The 17,832-nt window shown below is 68.6% G+C and carries 12 protein-coding genes; 11 read left to right on the top strand and 1 reads right to left on the bottom strand.

The genetic code is table 11. From position 1 onward, the window contains the following. The first annotated feature begins 49 nt into the window (after positions 1-49). Positions 50-5,134 carry an AAA family ATPase gene (locus tag DM992_RS38600; RefSeq protein WP_111021470.1) on the top strand — a complete coding sequence of 1,695 codons (5,085 nt, stop codon included), beginning with the start codon at positions 50-52 and terminating at the stop codon, positions 5,132-5,134. A gap of 43 nt (positions 5,135-5,177) precedes the next feature. Here the strand turns inward: DM992_RS38600 and DM992_RS38595 are convergent, their stop codons facing one another. After that, complete coding sequence (locus tag DM992_RS38595) at positions 5,178-6,449, bottom strand: FAD-dependent oxidoreductase (protein ID WP_111021469.1); 1,272 nt, start codon at positions 6,447-6,449, stop codon at positions 5,178-5,180. Between the two features lie 217 nt (positions 6,450-6,666). On the opposite strand from DM992_RS38595, the gene DM992_RS38590 reads away from it, so the two are divergent. The 10 genes from DM992_RS38590 to DM992_RS38545 all read left to right on the top strand — a co-directional run bounded on the left by DM992_RS38590 (position 6,667) and on the right by DM992_RS38545 (position 17,825). Beyond that, positions 6,667-6,939: a UBP-type zinc finger domain-containing protein gene (locus DM992_RS38590; protein WP_034184373.1), complete on the top strand. Its 273-nt coding sequence runs from the start codon at positions 6,667-6,669 to the stop codon at positions 6,937-6,939. A 199-nt stretch (positions 6,940-7,138) separates the two neighbouring features. Then, a complete protein-coding gene (locus DM992_RS38585) occupies positions 7,139-7,618 on the top strand; it encodes a VOC family protein (protein WP_111021468.1) in 480 nt (159 codons plus the stop codon). A 1-nt stretch (position 7,619) separates the two neighbouring features. After that, positions 7,620-8,846 carry an FAD binding domain-containing protein gene (locus DM992_RS38580; RefSeq protein ID WP_111021467.1) on the top strand — a complete coding sequence of 409 codons (1,227 nt, stop codon included), beginning with the start codon at positions 7,620-7,622 and terminating at the stop codon, positions 8,844-8,846. A 75-nt stretch (positions 8,847-8,921) separates the two neighbouring features. Further along, positions 8,922-9,281: a DUF485 domain-containing protein gene (locus DM992_RS38575; protein WP_204356198.1), complete on the top strand. Its 360-nt coding sequence runs from the start codon at positions 8,922-8,924 to the stop codon at positions 9,279-9,281. Next, positions 9,278-10,912 carry a cation acetate symporter gene (locus DM992_RS38570; protein WP_111021466.1) on the top strand — a complete coding sequence of 545 codons (1,635 nt, stop codon included), beginning with the start codon at positions 9,278-9,280 and terminating at the stop codon, positions 10,910-10,912. The genes DM992_RS38575 and DM992_RS38570 overlap by 4 nt, the downstream gene beginning before the upstream one ends. 40 nt (positions 10,913-10,952) lie before the next feature. Further along, the gene (locus DM992_RS38565) at positions 10,953-12,080 is read left to right on the top strand and encodes an amidohydrolase family protein (RefSeq protein ID WP_111021465.1); all 1,128 of its coding nucleotides are present in this window, start codon (positions 10,953-10,955) and stop codon (positions 12,078-12,080) included. A 166-nt stretch (positions 12,081-12,246) separates the two neighbouring features. Then, a complete protein-coding gene (locus tag DM992_RS38560) occupies positions 12,247-13,371 on the top strand; it encodes an FAD-dependent monooxygenase (RefSeq protein ID WP_111021464.1) in 1,125 nt (374 codons plus the stop codon). 415 nt (positions 13,372-13,786) lie between these two features. Beyond that, positions 13,787-15,067 (top strand): cytochrome c, encoded by a 1,281-nt coding sequence (locus DM992_RS38555; RefSeq protein WP_111021463.1) that lies wholly within the window; start codon positions 13,787-13,789, stop codon positions 15,065-15,067. Beyond that, positions 15,064-15,564: a (2Fe-2S)-binding protein gene (locus tag DM992_RS38550; RefSeq protein WP_105392436.1), complete on the top strand. Its 501-nt coding sequence runs from the start codon at positions 15,064-15,066 to the stop codon at positions 15,562-15,564. The genes DM992_RS38555 and DM992_RS38550 overlap by 4 nt, the downstream gene beginning before the upstream one ends. Further along, on the top strand, positions 15,564-17,825 hold the full coding sequence (locus tag DM992_RS38545; protein WP_111021462.1) for a molybdopterin cofactor-binding domain-containing protein: 2,262 nt from the start codon (positions 15,564-15,566) through the stop codon (positions 17,823-17,825). Before DM992_RS38550 ends, DM992_RS38545 begins: the two co-directional genes overlap by 1 nt. Positions 17,826-17,832: the final 7 nt, after the last annotated feature.

Genomic DNA, 17,832 nt, shown 5'->3' with positions numbered 1-17,832 from the left:
TGCCCCGACCGTGAACCAACCGTTACACGCCCCCGACGACACGAAGCGAATGAATGCCGACTGGCTGGCGCGCGCCCGCCTGTCGAATGCGGTCCGCTCGGGCGACGTGCTGTGGTTCGACCTGACCGACGCCGGGACGGGGCGCGTGTGGTCCGCGTGCCAGACCGGGTGGGAATCCGACCAGCGCTGCCGGCAATTCGAGCACGAATACGCATTGAACGAAGCGCTGGAACCGGCGTGGGCGCTCATGCCGGTTGCGCTGATCCGCGCCGCGGACGGCCCGGTGCTCGTCTATCCTCGCCCGGACGTGCGAGGGTTCGACACGCTGGCGGACGGACGGCTGCCGCTCGAAGTCTTTCTCGACGCCGCGATCCAGGCCGCGCGCACGCTCGGGGAGCTCCATCGGCGCGGCTGGCTGCATGGCGATCTGCAACCGGCCAGTTTCGTCGTCGCGCCGGACGGTACGGTCATGCTCCGCTCGTTCGCCCATGCATGGAACCGCCGGACGGGACGAGCCGCGGCGAGTACGATGCGCACGGATTTCGCCGCGTACGCGGCGCCCGAAGTATCGGAGGGCGCATGCGTCGACGAGCGCTCCGACCTGTACGCGTTCGGCATCACGCTGTTCCGCCTGCTGACGGGCGCAATGCCTTACAAGGCCACGTCGACGCCTGAATGGGTCCACGCGCACGTCGCGATGCAGCCGGCGCCGGCCACGGCCTTTCGCGACGACCTGCCTGCCGTCCTGAACGACCTGATCCTGAAACTGATCGCCAAGGAGCCCGCCGATCGCTACCCGTCCTGCGAAGCGGTGCAGCACGATCTCGAACGGATCCGGCGCGACTGGCTGGCAGCAGGCCGCGTCGAGCCGTTCGCGCTCGGCGGCCGCGATCCGCTCGCCGGGTTGCACGCGCCCGACCTGCTGGTCGGCCGCGAAGCCGAATCCCGCCGGCTCGAGGAGGTGCTGGCGGCCATATCGCGAACCGGCGAGACGGCCATCGTGCTGATCGACGGGCCGGCCGGCGTCGGCAAGACCGCGCTGGCCGAGCACTTCATGCGCGATGCGCGAGCGGCGTCGCGCACGGCCTGGTGCACGTCGGCCAAGATCGATCAGTTCCAGCCCGCACGGCCCTACGCGCCCGTGCTGCAGGCGTTGCGCGCGCTGTTCGGCAGCGCGCTGGCCAGGCGCGACGACGAAATCGCGGCGATCTCCGCACGGCTGCGCGACTGCGTGGGACGTCAGGCCAACCTGCTGTCCGCCATTTTCCCGGAAATTGCGTGGCTGCTCGATGTCGATCCCGTCGCATTCGACCGTAGCGATGCGATTCCGGAATTTCATCTATGCCGGACCGTCGTGAATGCCTTCCGCGCGTTCGCGGCGCCGGCCGAACCGCTCGTCATGGCGCTGGACGACATCCAGTGGGCCGACGACGCGACGCTCGCGTTTCTCGCGTCGATCGCGGTCGATCCGCCGGCCGACATCTGCATCGTTGCCGGTTATCGAAGCGGGCCGCAGCACGACCACCCGCCGGCGTTCCGCCGCTTCCTGCAACAGCTCGACCCCACCCGCGTGTCGGCCCTCACGCTGGCGCCGCTCGACGCACCCGACGTGACGCGCATGCTGGCCGGCATGCTCGGGGAGCCGCCGGACCGGCTGTCCGGGCTCGGCGACATCGTGCACCGCAGGACCGGCGGCAATCCGTTCCATATCCAGCAGTTGCTGCGCACGCTGATCGACGAGCAGCTCCTCGGCTACGACCCGGCGCGACAAACGTGGCAATGGGATCCGGCCGGCATCGACGCGCGCCGCCCGACCGAGAATGTCGTGAGCCTGCTCGAGATCCGGATGCAGCGGCTGCCGCATGAATCGAGAACGCTGCTGTCGCTGCTCGCCTGTATCGGTACCGACGCCGACGACGCGCTGTTGTGCGCCGCCACCGGCAAGACGTGGGCCGAACTCCGTTTCTGGCTGGACCCCGTGCGCCAGGCGGGCCTCGTGTCGCTCTCCGGAAACCGCTGGCGCTTCGTTCACGACCGCATCCTCGAGGCCGTCTACGCGGTCACCGGGCCGGCGGAGCGCGCGCAGCGCCACGCGCGGATCGCCGCCGCGATGCTCGCGCGCGCGGACGCGCAGTCGGCCGAATCCCTGCTCGAACTCGCCGCCCAGATCGAGCAGGCGAAAACCGCGCCGCTCGACGACGCGCTCGCGCTCGAATTTGCGGATGCGCTGGTCGCGGCGGCCGAGGCCGCGGCGATTGTCGCCGCGCGCGATCGCGCGTTGTCGTTTCTCGCGACCGCGCAAGCGCTGCTCGGCCCCCACGCATGGTCGCAACACTACGATCTCGCGAGCCGGATCGGCATCCTGCGCAGCGGCCTGCTGCTCGCGACCGGCGAAACCGCGCAGGCATCCGACGCGATCGACGAGCTCATGGCGCGGACGCGCACACCGGCCGATCGCGCGGAGGCCCACCGGCTGAAGGCCGCACAGCTCACGGTGGAGTCGCGCTACCGGCAGGCCGTCGACGTCGCGCTGGCGGGGCTGGCGCTGCTCGGCGTGGAACTGCCGGCCGAGCCGGCCGAGGCCGATCTCGCGGCGGCCTGCGACGCGGTGCGCGATACGCTCGGCGGCCGCGCCGTCGGCGAACTCGTCGACCTGCCCGTGATGACCGACACGCGCGTCGAAGCCGCGATGGCGCTGCTGACCGCGCTCGAAGCCGCGATGTTCTATCCGAGCGGCGGGCTGATGTTGCTGCATCTCGCGACGATGGTCCGACTGACACTGCGCCACGGCGTCACCGCCGCGTCGGTGCAGGGGCTCGCGTGGTACGGCGTCAGCATTGCCGAGCATCACGACGCGTATGAGGACGGCCTCGAATTCGCGAAGGTCGCACTCGCACTGGTCGATCGCCACGGCTTCGAGCGCTACCGCTCCGCAACGCTGATCGCGCTCGACCAGGTGAGCGTCTGGACCCAGCCGCTGTCGTACGCGCTCGAGAGCGCGCGCGATGCGAAAGCGGCGGGCAATGCGAGCGCCGAGCTGCGCTGGATGTGCTACAGCTGCAACCACATCGTCAGCGATCTGCTCGCGATGGGCGAAGCGCTGCCGACGATCCGCGACGAAATCGATCCGCTGCTGCAGATCGCACGCGGTGCACGTTACGACGACATCGTCGACCTCGTTTCCACCCAGTCGGAATTCGTCGACGCGCTGCAGTTCGGCTACCACCGGCCGATCGGCACCTGGCGCGCCCGTGCGTCGACGAAGACGCCGATGTCGGTCCTGCAGTTCTGGACCGACGTGCTCGCCGGCCAGGCGGCCTTCATCTTCGGCGACGCGGACGCGGCGCGTGCGGCGCTCGATGCAGCCGCATCGAGCGCGTGGTCCACTCCCGCGCACATCATGCTGTCCGACTTCCACCTGTTCGGCGTGCTGGCCGGCATCGCGAGCGACCGCGGCGCCACGCCGCCCGAGCGGCTGCTCGAACGCCATGCGCCGCAACGCGCCCGCTTCGCCGCGTGGAGCGAACGCAACCCGGCCACGTTCCGCAACAAGCTCGCGCTGATCGATGCCGAATTCGCACGCGTGCGCGGCGAACATATCGTCGCGATGCAGCAGTACGAGGCCTCGGCCAGCCTGGCGGCGGAACACGGTTTCGTGCACGAACAGGCGCTCGCGCACGAACTGGCCGCGCATCACGCCGCGTCGCTCGGGCTCGCCGGCCCCGCCCGCCATCAGCTGCGGCTCGCCCATGCGTGCTACCGGCGCTGGGGCGCGGCCGGCAAGACGCAGGCGCTGGAAGCGCAGCATCCGTTCCTCGTGATGGACCCGTCGCCGGGCGGCCCACCCATGCCCGCGCGCGAAGATCTCGATTTCTCGCTGGCGATGCGCGCGGCCCATTCGCTGTCCGAGGAAATCGTGCTGGAGCGCCTGATCCAGACGCTAATGCGCAACATGATCGTGTATGCCGGCGCGCGTTATGGCCTGCTGCTGCTCGCCCGGCACGACCGGCTGACGATCGAGGCGGCCGCGCGGACCGTCGGCAGCGACGTGATCGTCGATATTGCCCGCAGCGAACCCACCGAGCAGGATGTCCCGCTGTCGATCCTGAACACCGTCGCCCGGACCCGCAAGCCGGTCGTGCTCGCGAACGCGCAGCGCGAAGGCATTCCCGACCACGCCGACAGCCTGCGGGCGCATCCGACGCGCTCGCTGTTCTGCCTGCCGCTGCTGAAGCAGGGAGCGCTGATCGGCGTGCTGTATCTCGAGAATGCGCTGAGCAACGGCGTGTTTTCGCCGCGGCGCATCGCAATGCTGGAAGTGCTCGCGCCGCAGGCGGCCAATGCGCTCGAATCCGCGCGGCTCTACGCGGAACTGATCGACGAGAACACGCGCCGACTCGAGACCGAGGCCGCGCTGCGGCATGCGCGGACCGAGCTCGCGCGCACCGCGCACATGACGGTGATGGGAGAACTGGCCGCGTCGATCGCGCATGAGATCAATCAGCCGCTGACGAGCATCGTATCGAGCGTCGGCGCCTGCATACGCTGGCTGCGCGGCGCGCAACCCGATCTCGGCGAAGCGCTCGCGAGCCTCGAAGACATCCGTGCGTCCGGCGTGCGTGCGGCCGACATCGTGCGCGCGCTGCGATCGCTCGCACGCCAGGCGCCGCCCGCGCTGGCGCCGCTCGCGATCGACGACCTGATTCGCGACATGCTGCATCTCACCGCGACCGAAATCGACGCGAAGCAGGTCGCGCTGCGCGTCGACCTGCACTGCAGCGGCATCCGCGTGATGGCGGATCGCACGCAGATCCAGCAGGTGATCCTGAACCTGGTCACCAACGCGCTCGACGCGATGGACGGACTGGCCGCGTCGCGCGAACTCGAGATCGCGTCGCAGGTCGGCGACGATTACGCGGTCGTCTCCGTTGCCGACCGCGGCGCCGGCATCGATGCCGACATCGCGAACCGGATCTTCGATCCGTTCTTCACGACGAAATCGCACGGCATGGGGATGGGCCTGGCGATCTGCCGCTCGATCGTCGAAGCGCATGGCGGCACGCTCGAAGCCGCGCCGCGCGACGACAGCGGCACCGTGCTGACGTTCCGGCTGCCGATTTCGACGACAAGTTGACCCGTGGGGCAAGCACGGCGCGCAACCCGCTTCTCGCTGCGGCTCAGGTGCCGCTCGGTCGATGCGCGTCTTCGCCGAGGAACCGGTGCACGAACGTCACGGCCATCGCCCCTTCGCCGACCGCCGACGCCACCCGCTTGACCGACCCCGACCGGACGTCGCCCGCCGCGAACGAGCCCGGCACGCTCGTTTCCAGATAGTACGGCCGGCGCTCGAGCGGCCACACGCGCTCGAATGCCGGGCAGTCGTACAGGTCGCTGCCGGTCACCAGATAGCCGCCCGGATTGCGGATGACGTTCGTATCGCGGGCCCATTCGGTGTTCGGCGCACCGCCGATGCAGACGAACAGGTGCGTGGCCGGCAGCACGTCGCGCGCGCCGTCTTCCGAGCGCAGCACGATCGCTTCGAGCCGGCCGTCGCCGTGCAGCGCGTCGACGGTCGAGCCGTACCGCACCGTCACGTTCGGCGTGCGCTCGATCCGGTCGATCAGGTAGCGCGACAGCGTCGCCGCCAGCGACGCGCCCCTGACGATCATCGTGACTTCGCGCGCATGCCGCGCGAAGTTCATCGCGGCCTGCCCCGCCGAATTGCCGCCGCCGACGATGAACACGTGCTTGCCTTCGCACATCGGCGCTTCGCTCGACCCCGCGCCGTAGAACAGGCCGGCGTTGAGAAACTTCCGTTCGTCGGGCAGGCCGAGGCTGCGGTATTCGATCCCGGTCGCGCAGATGTTCGAGCGCGCGGTCAGGATCGAGCCGTCGGCCAGGTCGACGCGAATCTTGCCGTCGACGAACGTCGCGTGCACGCCCTCGCGCATCATCAGCAGCTCGACGCCGAACTTGACCGCCTGCTGGCGCGCACGCTCGGCCAGCTCGGCGCCCGGAATGCCGTCCGGGAACCCCATGTAATTCTCGATCAGCGAACTCGTTCCCGCCTGCCCGCCGATCGCATCGCGTTCGATCACGACGGCGCGCAGCCCTTCCGACGCCGCGTAGACGGCCGCCGACAGGCCGGCGGGACCGGCGCCGTAAATCGATACGTCGTACTCGATGAAGCGCGGCCGGGCGACCCAGCCGAGCTTTGCGGCGATCTCCGGCAGCGTCGGCTGGTAGATGCGCGAACCGTCCGGGAAGATGACGACCGGCAGCCGGATATCGCGCAGCGGCGCGATGCCCAGCTCGCGCGCGCAATCGGTGTCGGACGTCAGCTCGCACCATTCGTACTCGATCACGCCGCGCTTCAGGAAGTCGCGGATTGCGTAGGCCTCCTTGCTGTTCGGCAAACCGATTACCTTGACATGCTGCGGCTGAGTCATGAGCGCCTCCCGGTGACCGTCGTGTCGGATCTCGCCCGGACCTCGCGCCGGGCGCACTTGCGACTGTACGTCCCCCTGCCGCCCGGGGTGACATGCTTAATAAGAATTAAGGTCCGCGCGCGACACGACCGTCCACAATGCATCGTACCCAACCCCGCTTGCAGCTTCGCGCCGGCCGCGCTGCGAGCGATCTCCGGCGCCGGCATCGGAGCGGAAGATGACCACGACCTGCACCCATCTCGGCGAAGCGCGCATCCTGACCACCGACAAGGACTACTGCGAGGAATGCGTGAAGTCCGGCAGCCAGTGGGTGCATTTGCGCCTGTGCCTGACATGCGGGCACGTCGGCTGTTGCGACTCGTCGCCGAATCGCCACGCCAGCCGGCATTTTCACGAAACCGGCCACCCGCTCGCGCGTTCGATCGAACCCGGCGAGCGCTGGGTCTGGTGTTATGCGGACGACGTGATGGCCGGCGAGATCGCGTCGTAACGCGCCGCGCGTCGGGATCCGGTACCCGCGCGCGCCCGTGTCCCCCGACGGGCCGCCCGTCGCCCCCGCCTGCCGACATCGATCCGGCACCTTGTCGGACCACGGGTTAACACCGTTCGATCGCGGCTTTGTCATGCCGATCTTTTCGGCTATAGTTTATCGAACGATAAGTTATCTATCGATAAACAAGGAGCCTCCCATGCCAGTCTCCAGACTTGCGCACTACTCGATCCGCACGCTCGATCTCGAGAAATCGTGCCGCTTCTACGAACGTGTGCTCGGCTTCAAGCGCGGCTATCGCCCGCCGTTCGACTTTCCCGGCGCGTGGCTCTACAAGGGCGGCGACGAAGCCGATTACGGCACGGTCCACATCATCGCTGTCGATCCGGCCAACCCCGACGGGCTCGCGGCCTATCTCGGCGACAAGGACCTGCCCGCCACCGGCACCGGAACCGTCGACCACATCGCGTTCCTCGCGACCGGCGTCGAAGCGATGTGGAACACGCTGCGCGCGGAAGACATCGCGTGGCGCGACCGCACGGTGCCGAGCCTCGGGCTGCACCAGGTCTTCATCGAGGACCCGTCCGGCGTGACGATCGAGCTCAACTACCCCGCCGCCGAGGTCGCCGGTCTGGAACTTCCTGCCGCAGCCTCGGCCGGCCACACCCACGGAGACTGACATGAACAACAGCACTTCGACGAACCGCAAGGCCGCCATCATCGGCGGCTCGCTGGGCGGGCTGTTCGCCGCGAATCTCCTGCTGCGCAACGGCTGGGACGTGGACGTGTTCGAACGCGTGCCCGAGGCGCTCTCGGGCCGCGGCGCCGGTATCGTCACGCACCCGGAGCTGTTCGACGTGATGCACGCCGCGGGCGTGCGCATCGACGAATCGATCGGCGTGAAGGTCGAATCGCGCATCACGCTGGCCAGGGACGGCAGCGTGGCGTCGGAACGCGGGCTGCCGCAGACGCTGACCGCGTGGAGCAAGATGTACCACGTGCTGCGCGCGGCACTGCCCGACCAGCATTACCACTCGGGCGCCGTCGTCGCCGATGTCGCGGACGGAGCGGATCGCGCATCGGTCACGTTGTCCGACGGCTCGGTCGTGCACGCCGATCTCGTCATCGCGGCCGACGGGTTCCGCTCCGCGATCCGCGAGAAATTCCTGCCGGATGCTCGGTTGCAGTACGCGGGCTACGTCGCGTGGCGCGGGCTGGTCGACGAAGCCGGCCTGTCGGACGCGACCCACGCGACGCTGTTCGATAAATTCGCGTTCGGCCTGCCGCCGCACGAGCAGATCCTCGGCTATCCGGTCGCCGGCCAGGGCAACAGCACGAAGCCGGGCGAGCGCCGCTACAACTTCGTCTGGTATCGCGCGACCCGCGAAGATACCGACCTGCCGCACCTGCTGACCGACGAGACGGGCAAGCTGTGGGCGGGCGGCATTCCGCCGACGCTGATCCGCCGCGACGTTCTCGACGACCTGGAAGACGCGGCTCATGCGCTGCTTGCGCCGCAGTTCGCCGAGGTCGTGGCGCGTGCGACGCAACCGCTGTTCCAGCCGATTTACGACCTCGAAGTGCCGAACATGGCGTTCGGCCGCATCGCGCTGCTCGGCGACGCCGCGTTCGTCGCGCGGCCGCATTGCGGGATGGGCGTCACGAAAGCCGCCGGCGATGCGTTCGCGCTCGTCATGGCGCTCGCCACGCGCACCGACACGCTAAACGCACTGTGCGAATACAGCGAGACGCGCACGGCATTCGGTGCCGCGATCGTGCAGCACGCGCGCCACCTCGGCGCCTACATGCAGGCACAACTGAAAAACGACACCGAACGCGAAATGGCCGAGCGCTATCGCACGCCTGAAGTCGTGATGCGGGAAACCGCCGTTCCGCCGCATTTCTGAGCGCGGACAGGCGCCGCGTGCGAGACGCGCGGCGCCCGCTGCCCGGCCCAGATACTCAAACCAGAAGGAGACACCGTGAACCACCCGATTCCGGCTGCCGCCGGCACCGCATCCGACCTGGACGCGCCGGCGCAGCCCATGCATCCGCTGCTGCGCGATGCCCGCTTTCGCGATCTCGTCAGGCGCAGAAGGCTGTTCGCCTGGTCGCTGACGCTCGTCATGCTCACCCTCTATTTCGCGTTCATCCTCACGCTGGCGTTTTCGCCGGCGCTGCTCGGGCAGCCGATCGTGCAGGGCCGGCCTACCCCGTGGGGTATCCCGGTCGGGTTCGGCATGTTCGTCGTCACGTTCGTGCTGGTCGCGCTTTACGTGTATCGGGCCAATTCGGTGCACGACACGATCGTCGCGTCCATTCGTCACGGAGGCGATCAATGAAACGCCTGCTCCTCGCATCGATCGCCGCCGTCGGCTCGGCACCGGCGTTCGCGGCCGGCCCCGCAGCGCTGGCGCACGGGCACAATCCGGTCGCGATCGGCATGTTCCTGCTGTTCGTCGCCTCGACGCTTTTCATCACGCGCTGGGCTGCGCGCAAGAACCACAGCGTGGCCGACCACTATGCCGCGGGCGGCAAGATCACCGCGTTCCAGAACGGCTGGGCGATCGCCGGCGACTACATGTCGGCGGCGTCGCTGCTCGGCATCTCCGCGCTGGTGTTCACGAGCGGCTACGACGGCCTGATCTATTCGGTCGGCTTTCTCGCGAGCTGGCCGATCATCCTGTTCCTGATCGCGGAGCCGTTGCGCAACCTCGGCAGATACACGCTTGCCGACGTCGTGTCCTATCGTCTCCGGCAACGGCCGATCCGCGCGTTCGCGGCGTCGAGCTCGATCGTCATCGTGCTGCTGTACCTCGTGTCGCAGATGGTCGGCGCGGGCAAGCTGGTCGAGCTGCTGTTCGGCCTGAACTACACGGTCGCGGTGCTGATCGTCGGTGTGCTGATGGTCGTCTACGTGTTCTTCGGCGGGATGCTGGCGACGACCTGGATCCAGATCATCAAGGCCGTGCTGCTGCTCGCCGGCGCGGCCTTCATGGCGATCATGGTGCTGAGCCGTTTCGGATTCAGCCTCGATGCGCTGTTCGCGCACGCGATTCTCGTCCATCCGAAGCACGCGGCGATCATGCGCCCCGGCGGCCTGGTATCCGATCCGGTCTCGGCCGTGTCGCTCGGCCTCGCGCTGATCTTCGGCACCGCGGGCCTGCCGCACATCCTGATGCGCTTCTTCACGGTCGGCGACGTCAACGCGGCCCGCAAGAGCATCCTCTATGCGACCGGCATCGTCGGGGCCGGTTACGTGTTGATCATCATCATCGGCTTCGGCACCATCGCGCTCGTTGCGTCGGACCCGCAATACCACGACGCATCCGGCGCGATCGCGGGCGGCGCGAACATGGTGGCGATCCACCTCGCGCATGCGGTCGGCGGCGACGTGTTCCTCGGCTTCATCTGCGCGGTCGCATTCTCGACCATCCTGGCCGTGGTCGCCGGACTGACGCTCGCGGGTTCGTCGGCGATCTCGCACGACCTCTATGCGAACGTGCTGCGTCGCGGGCGCGCTTCCGACCAGGAGGAAATGCGCGTGGCGCGCGGGACGACATTGGTGCTCGGGGTGCTCGCGATCCTGCTCGGCATCGCGTTCGAAAAGCAGAACATCGCGTTCATCGTCAGCCTCACGTTCTCGATCGCGGCAAGCTCGAACTTTCCCGTGCTGCTGCTCTCGATCTACTGGCGCGGCCTGACGACGCGCGGCGCGGTACTGGGCGGCCTGACCGGGCTCGCCACCGCCGTGACGCTCACCGTGCTGAGCCCGACCGTCTGGGTCCAGGTGCTCGGTCACGCGCATGCGGTCTATCCGTACGAATATCCGGCGCTGTTCTCGATGGCGGCGGCATTCGCCGGCGTCGTCCTGTTCTCCGTCACTGACCGCTCGGCCCGTGCGCAACGAGAGCGCGAGCAGTTCGACACGCAGCTCGTCGCCTGCGAAATGGGCATGACGCAACGCGGCTGAGCCGCACGCCCCGAAAAATCGATATCCCGTGGGAGACACCATGTTGAATTGCACCTGCTGCATGTCGCCGGCACGGCGCCGCCTGCTCGGCGCATTGGCCGCGCTCGCCGGCACGGCCGTCGCCGGACGCACCGCAGCCGACACCGCGAGCGCCCCAGCCGCATCGACCGCCGTGCCGCAGCACCGGCCCCGCTCGATCGACATCCACGCGCACTACTATCCTGAAAGCTTTTGCGATCTGGTCGGCGGCGAAGGCAAGCGCTTCGGCGGCTCGTTCGCGTGCGACGATGCGTCGTTCACGTTCCGGACGCCCGCCGGCGGCCTCGGGCCGCTGCCGATGAAGTTCATCGACGTCGACGCACGACTCAAGGACATGGATGCGTCCGGCGTCGACGTCCAGGCGCTGTCGCTCAGCGTGCCGATGGCGTACTGGGGCGACCGGCCGTTCAACGCGAAGCTCGCGCGCGACTGGAATTCGGCCGCGTCGCGCGTCTACCAGCGGCACCCGACGCGGTTCGTCGTCCTCGCGACGCTGCCGATGCTGAACGCGACCGATGCGATCGACGAACTCGAGCGCGCTGCGCAGTTGCCGGGCGTGCGCGGCGTGTACATGGGCACCAACATCGACAACCGCGACCTCGACGATCCGCTGTTCGCTCCGGTGTTCGCACGTATCGAGCAACTGGGCCTGCCCGTGTTCCTGCATCCGCAGCAAACGGTCGGCGGCGCCAGGCTCGGCGACTTCTACCTGAGCAACCTGCTGGGCAATCCGTTCGATACGGCGATCGCGGGCTCGCACCTGATCCTGGGCGGCGTGCTCGACCGCCACCCGAACCTGCACGTCACGTTGCCGCATGCGGGCGGCGCGCTGCCGATCCTCGTCGGGCGCCTGGATGCGGGCTGGACCGTGCGCCCCGAAACACGCCGGCTCGCGCAAAAGCCCAGCAGCTATCTGCGGCGCTTCAGCTACGACACGGTATCCCATTCGGGGCCCGTGCTGAACTTCCTGATGGAGAACGTCGGGGTCGACCGGCTCGTACTCGGCAGCGACTACTGCTTCGACATGGGCTACGAGCAGCCGGTCCGCTTTCTCGACCGCCTCGACCTGACGGCGGAACAGCGTTCGATGATACTCGGCGGCAATGCGGGCAAGCTGCTCGGGATCTAGCGGGCAAGCAGGCATATGGAAATTTTCGACCCATTGCACCGTCGGTGCAGGCCGTTGCCGGACATGGCATCATCCGGCCAGCCGGTGAGGGCCGGCATGCAACGCCACGCATCACGGCGACCGGCCGGCGACGCATGCCGCCGGCCGAACACGGGAATCACGCACGATGAAGATAGTCATTGCAGGCGGATCGATCGCGGGTCTCGCGGCCGCGCTGACGCTCGATTGCATCGGACACGACGTCATGGTCTGCGAGCGCTCGCCGTCCCCGCTGCGCGGCCAGGGCGGCGGCGTGGCCGTGTTGCGCCGGATGATGGCGTTTCTCGAACGGCATGGCCGGCATTGCCGCCAGACGATCAGCGTGCCGACGCATCGGCGGCGCTGGATCGATCGCGACGGCGTCGTCACGCGCGACGAACCCGAAATGCTGCCGTTTTCATCGTGGGACGCCGTTTACCGCTCGCTGTGCGAGACGCTGCCGCAAGGGCGCATCCGTTACGGCCGCACGGTCACCGGCTTCGCCCAGGACGCGGACGGCGTCGATGTATACCTCGAAGACGAACGCATCCGCGCGGATGTGCTGGTTGCAGCCGACGGCTCCGGCTCGAACTTGCGCGCGCACCTCTTCCCCGGCTATACGCCGTCGTTTGCCGGTTACCTCGCATGGCGCGGCATCGTCGACGAAGCCGAATTCGACGCCGCGCCGATCGCATCGCTGGTCGAGAACATGACGCTTCACAAGGCGCCCGGCGAGCTGTTCATGGCGTTCCTGATTCCCGCGCTCGACGGCTCGCTCGTGCCGGGCACGCGGCGGCTCAACTGGCTGTGGTATCGCAACGAGGCCGATCAGGATGCGCTGCGCCGTCACCTGACCGATCGGGCCGGCCACGTTCATCACGCGTCCGTGCATCCCGGGCAGCTTTCCGACGACACCGTCGCGACGCTGCGGCAACTCGCCGGCGAACGGCTGCCTGCTTCCCTGTCGCAACTGGTGCTCGCGACGCGCGCGCCATTCAACCAGGCGATTTTCGATGCGTTGAGTCCCGCTTTCGTCGACGGCCGCGTCGCGCTGATCGGCGACGCGGCCTGCACCGTGCGCCCTCATACGGCGTCCGGCACGTCGAAGGCGGCGAGCGATGCCGTATCGCTCGCCGAAGCGCTGCCGGCGGACGCGACCGACGTCGTCGGGCGTCTGGCGTTATGGTCGGCCCGGCGGCGGGAGGAAGTGACCTCATTGCTCGACAAGGGTCCGCAACTTGCCGCGTCGTTCGGCCTCGGCGCGCCGCGCTGACGCATGGGCGCAGGCGCCGGGACGGGGCGCACGCGCGTTCAGAACGTTTCAGCGCAGCTTCAGGAAATAGCGTCGGCGCCCGCGTAGACTGCCCCCCATCATCCACCGCGCAGGCAAATCGTCCGCGCGCAGTCCCCCCCTGGAGTAACGACATGATCTCCGCCGCGAATCGCTGCCGCCGGGCAGGCTTGTCATCGCCGAATCGATCGGCGGTGCCGTGCCGCCATCCGGCGGCGCCGACCGGAACGTCCGTCGCGAGCACGCGCAAGCCCGGCCGCACCGGCTGGCCTGCCTGTCGCGCCAACCGGATCCGCGGTGCCGCGCGCGATCGTCATGCGCACGCACGCGTCCGACACGCTGTCTACTGCCCCGCCATTCGAATGACGCCGGGCGAACCGGTTCACGTGGAGCGCGCATGAAGCACAAACGACTCTGGTTCGGTGCGGCAGGCATCGCGATCGCCGGCCTGGCGGTCGCGATCGGCATCATGGTTCGGCCGTCGATCGCGCCGATCGATCCGCCGGCCCGCGCATCGTTCGATCCGCAACTGATCCGGGCCGGCGCGCGCGTGGTCGCGCTCGGCGATTGCGTCGTCTGCCACACCGCGAAGGACGGCAAGCCGTTCGCGGGCGGGCTGCCGCTCGCGACGCCGTTCGGCACGATCTACGCGACCAACATCACGCCGGATGCCGATACCGGCATCGGCCGCTGGTCGCGTGACGCGTTCGCGCGCGCGCTGCGCAGCGGGATCGCCCGCGACGGCCATCCGCTCTACCCGGCGTTTCCGTACATTCACTTCACGCGGATGTCCGACGACGACATCGCGGCCGCGTACGCGTACCTGATGACTCGCGAGCCGGTTCGAACGAAGACCCCGGCCAACGACCTGATCTTCCCGCTCAACTTCCGGCCGCTGGTCGCGTTCTGGAACGTGCTGTTCCTGCGCGAAGGCGCGTACCGGCCGGACCCGTCGCAATCCGCGCAATGGAATCGCGGCAAGATGCTGGTCGACGGCCTCGGCCACTGCGCGTCCTGCCATTCGCCGCTGAATGCGATCGGCGGCGAACAGTCGGGCAAGGCATTCGACGGCGGCATCGTCGACGGCTGGGAAGCACCGCCGCTCAATACGCTCGGCAATGCGGTGCGGCCGTGGACGCAGGCGCAACTGGTCACGTACCTGCGCACCGGCCGCGCGAGCGAGCACGGCGCGGCCGCCGGGCCGATGCTGCCCGTCACGCGCGATCTCGCGACCGTGCCGGTCGAGGATGTCGAGGCCATCGCGGCCTACATCCTGTCGATCCAGAAGCCGGCCGCCCCGCGGCCTGCGACGACCGCCGCCGAACGCAAGGCGACGACGCCTGCCGGCCAACGCGGCGCGGTGCTGTTCCAGGCGTCGTGCGCGCAGTGCCACGGGCCTGCATCGCCGATGCAGTCGATCGGCGAACGGCCGACGCTCGCGTTCAGCACGGCGGTCGCCGCCGACACGCCGCGCAATGCGATCCAGATGATGTTCAACGGGATCGGCTGGCATGGCGAGGACACGCTGAACTACATGCCGTCTTACCTCGACCAGTACGACGACGCGCAGATCGCGGACCTCGCCGCGTACCTCCGCGAAACATACACCGATCGCCCCGCGTGGAGCGGCATCGACACCCTGGCCGCGAAACTCAGAAAGGAGGACAGCGCGCGATGATCACCCTCACCGTGAATGGCGTGCGGCACACGCTCGACATCGATCCGTCCACGCCGCTCCTTTACGCGCTGCGCAACGACCTGCACCTGCACGGCGCGAAGTTCGGTTGCGGCCTCGGGCAATGCGGCGCATGCACCGTGATCGTCGACGACAAGCCGATGTTCTCGTGCCTGATCCCGGTCGCCGCGGTCGGCGAGCGCCGCGTCAGGACCCTCGAGAGCCTCGGCACCGCCGAGCATCCGGGCAAGCTCCAGCAGGCGTTCATCGAGCATCAGGCGGCGCAGTGCGGTTATTGCATCGCGGGCATGATCATGCGCGCGCAGGCGCTGCTGGAACGCAAGCCGAAACCCACCGAACACGAGCTGCGCACGCACATGGAACCGAATCTGTGCCGTTGCGGCACGCACATGCGGATCCTGGCGGCCGTGCGCCAGGTCGCGGGCCTGCCGGACCCGGAACCGGCTGCCGCTCCCGTCACGATCAGCAAGGGACTCTGATGAACCCACCCGACGATATCGACGAAGGCCGTCGGCACTTCATGGTTTCCGGCGCGCTGTTCGTCGCGTTCAGCCTCGCACCGGCCGCGCGCGCCGCTGCCGAGGTCGTGATCGCGGACGAAGGCGCCGCCGTCCACGTGGCCAAAGCCACCGAAACGCTGGCCGGCAGCCTGAAGACCAACCCGCTGCTGGATGCGTGGATCAAGATCACGCCCGACGGCAAGGTCACCGTGTTCACGGGCAAGGTCGAGCTCGGCACCGGCGTGCGCACCGCGTTGCTGCAGGTGGCCGCCGAGGAGCTGAACATGAAGCCCTCGCTGATCACGTTCCTGACCGCCGACACCGGCGCGTCGCCGGACGAGGGATTGACGGCCGGCAGCCACACGATGGCGGACAGCGGCTCCGCGCTGCTGAACGCCGCCGCGCAGGTGCGCGGGCTGCTGGTCGACGGCGCGGCGAAGCAGTTCGGCGTCGAGCCCCGCCTGCTCACCGTCGCCGACGCGGTCATCAAGGCGCCGGATGGCCGCACGATGCGCTACGGCGACGCGGTCCGCACCGTCGACCTGCATCGCAACGCGACGCCGACGTCGCCGTTGAAGAGTCCCGCGACGTTCGCCGTGATCGGCACGTCGCTGCCGCGCGTCGACATCCCGAACAAGGTCACGGGCGGCGTCAGCTACGTGCAGGACATGACGCTGCCCGGCATGCTGCATGCGCGCGTCGTGATGCCGCCGGTGTACGACGCGAAGCTGCTGTCGTTCGACGAAGCCGCGATCCTGAAGATGCCGGGCGTCGTGCGGATCGTGCGCAACGGCAGCATGCTCGCGGTGGTCGCGCAGGGCGAATGGCAGGCGGTCGTCGCGCAGCGCGCGCTGGCCGCCGGCTGCCGCTGGTCGCCCGGCCGGGCGCTGCCCGATCGCAACACGGTTCACGAGGACCTGAAACGGATCTCGACGCAGCGCATCGAGATCGCCAATACGCATGCGCAAACCGCGCCGGCGACAAAAACGCTGTCCGCCACGTTCCTGAAGAACTACCTGCTGCACGGCTCGATCGGACCGTCCTGCTCGGTCGCGCATCTCGAGAACGGCACGCTGACCGTGTGGACCCACTCGCAAGGCGTCTACCCGCTGCGCGACGCGCTCGCCGAGATGCTGTCGATGCCGAAGGCGAGCGTCCGCTGCATCCATACCGAGGGCTCCGGCTGCTACGGGCACAACGGCGCGGACGACGTCGCCGCGCATGCGGCGCTGATCGCGGCCGCGATGCCCGGCAAGCCGATCCGCGTCCAGTGGATGCGCGAACAGGAGCATACGTGGGACCACTTCACGCCGGCGATGGTCACCGAGCTCAGCGCATCGCTCGATGCGAGCGGCCGCATCGTCGACTGGAACTACGCGCTGTGGAGCAGTTCGCACAACGAGCGGATCGTCAACGCCGGCCGGCTGCTGCCCGCGCGCATGCTCGAACCGCCGTTCGTGCCCGCGCCGTCGACGCCGATGCTGCAGCCCGAGGGCGGCGGCGACCGCAACGCGATCCCGCTGTACGCGCTGCCGAACATGCACATCGTCAACAACTTCTCGCCGACGATGCCGCTGCAGACGTCCGCGATGCGCTCGCTCGGCGCGCACACGAACGTCTGGTCGATCGAAAGCTTCATGGACGAGCTCGCGCACGCGGCCGGCGTCGATCCCGTCGAATTCAGGCTGCGTCACATGCAGGATCACCGCGCGAGCCAGGTGATCAAGCTCGCCGCGACGAAATTCGGCTGGCCGCGGCCGCCGCGCGAACGCAACCGCGGCGTCGGCTTCGCATTCGGCAAATACAAGAATCTGATGGCCTATGTCGCGATCGCGGTCGAGGTGTCGGTCGTTCCGGAAACCGGCCAGGTGACGCTCGAACATGCGGAAGCGGCCGTCGACGCGGGCCAGATCGTGTCGCCGGACGGCATTCGCAACCAGATCGAGGGCGGTATCATCCAGTCCGCGAGCTGGACGCTGTACGAGGCGCTGAAATACGATACGCAGCGCGTGCGCAGCTTCGACTGGAGCAGCTATCCGATCCTGCGCTTCTCGGCCGCGCCGCAAAGCGTGCGGGTCAATCTGATCAATCGCCCCGGCGCGCCGTTCCTCGGCGCGGCCGAGGCGTCGATGGGACCGACCGCCGGCGCGCTCGCCAACGCGATCTTCGACGCGACCGGCCAGCGCCTGCGCGAGATGCCGTTTGCGGGCGACGCGCTCAGGAAACGCATCGACGCCTAACGGCACG

It is taken from the genome of Burkholderia sp. JP2-270 (assembly GCF_003233675.1).
Lineage (GTDB): Bacteria > Pseudomonadota > Gammaproteobacteria > Burkholderiales > Burkholderiaceae > Burkholderia > Burkholderia pyrrocinia_C.
This window is presented reverse-complemented; position numbering and strand designations above follow the sequence as displayed.